Origin of the sequence: Nocardia sp. NPDC050799 (genome assembly GCF_040654015.1) — a bacterium.
Lineage (GTDB): Bacteria > Actinomycetota > Actinomycetes > Mycobacteriales > Mycobacteriaceae > Nocardia.
In genome coordinates this window covers 33737-35437 of sequence record NZ_JBFAHF010000018.1, presented here as the reverse complement: position 1 = coordinate 35437, position 1701 = coordinate 33737, and the positions used below count along the sequence as shown (strand labels likewise).

Genomic DNA, 1701 nt, shown 5'->3' with positions numbered 1-1701 from the left:
GTGCCGGTGAGCACGACCGTCGTCCCGCCGGTCACCGGACCGGCGTTCGGTGCCGCCGTGGTGAGGGTGGGTACCGCGACGTAGGTGTAGGAGACGCCATTGCTTGTTCCACCCACGGTGGTGACCGTGACCGACACTGTTCCGGCCGCTCCTGCGGGAGCGACCGCCGTGATCTGCGTCGCCGAGTCCACGACGAACGAGGTTGCCGGGGTGGCACCGAAGTTCACCGCGGTGGCTCCGGTCAAACCTGTGCCGGTGAGGACAACCGTGGTCCCACCGGTCACGGGACCGGCGTTCGGGGCGATGGTGGTCAGTGTCGGCACTACGACGTAGGTGTAGGAGACGCCGTTACTCGTTCCACCCACGGTGGTAGCGGTGACCGACACTGTTCCGGCCGCACCTGCGGGGGCGACGGCGGTGATCTGGGTGTCGGAGTCCACGACGAACGAGGTTGCCGGGGTGGCACCGAAGTTCACCGCGGTGGCTCCGGTCAAACCTGTGCCGGTGAGCACGACCGTCGTCCCGCCGGTCACCGGACCGGCGTTCGGGGCGATGGTGGTCAGTGTCGGCACTACGACGTAGGTGTAGGAGACGCCATTGCTTGTTCCACCCACGGTGGTGACCGTGACCAGTATCGACCCTGCCGACCCGGCGGGGGCGACGGCGGTGATCTGGGTGTCGGAGTCCACGACGAACGAGGTTGCCGGGGTGGCACCGAAGTTCACCGCGGTGGCTCCGGTCAAACCTGTTCCGGTGAGCACGACCGTGGTGCCGCCGGTCACGGGGCCGGCGTTGGGTGCCGCCGTGGTGAGGGTGGGTACCGCGACGTAGGTGTAGGAGACGCCGTTGCTGGTGCCACCCACGGTGGTGACGGTGACCAGTATCGTTCCGGCTGCTCCTGCGGGGGCGACGGCGGTGATCTGGGTGGCGGAGTCCACCACGAACGAGGTTGCCGGGTTAGCACCGAAATTCACTGCGGTGGCTCCGGTCAGTCCTGTTCCGGTGAGCACAACCGTGGTGCCGCCGGTCACCGGACCGGCGTTCGGTGCGATGGTGGTCAGTGTCGGCACTACGACGTAGGTGTACGCGACACCGTTACTTGTACCACCGGTTGTAGTGACGGTCACCGACACTGTTCCGGCCGCACCTGCGGGGGCGACGGCGGTGATCTGGGTGGCGGAGTCCACGACGAACGAGGTCGCCGGGGTGGCACCGAAATTTACCGCGGTGGCACCGGTCAAACCTGTTCCGGTGAGCACAACCGTGGTCCCGCCGGTCACCGGACCGGCGTTCGGTGCAATGGTGGTGAGGGTGGGTACCGCGACGTAGGTGTAGGAGACGCCGTTGCTGGTACCACCCACGGTGGTGACGGTGACCGACACTGTTCCGGCCGCACCTGCGGGAGCGACGGCCGTGATCTGCGTCGAGGAGTTGACCGTGAACGAGGTTGCCGGTGTGCCACCGAAATTCACCGCGGTCGCACCGGTCAGGTTCGTGCCGGTGAGGACAACCGTGGTGCCACCGGTCACCGAACCCGCGTTGGGCGCCGCCGTGGTGAGGGTGGGTACCGCGACGTAGGTGTAGGAGACCCCGTTGCTTGTTCCGCCGGCTGTGGTGGCGGTGACCGACACCGTCCCGACCGAATGGGCAGGCGTCACCGCCGTGATCTGCGTCGAGGAGTTGACCGTGAACGAAGTCGCG

The 1701-nt window shown here is 67.3% G+C and carries 1 protein-coding gene; it reads right to left on the bottom strand.

What is annotated here, in order from left to right; translation table 11 throughout:
- The coding region (locus AB0H42_RS19665; protein WP_357057646.1) for an IPT/TIG domain-containing protein at window positions 1–1631 on the bottom strand (1631 nt) is incomplete at its 3' end.
- Window positions 1632–1701: the final 70 nt, after the last annotated feature.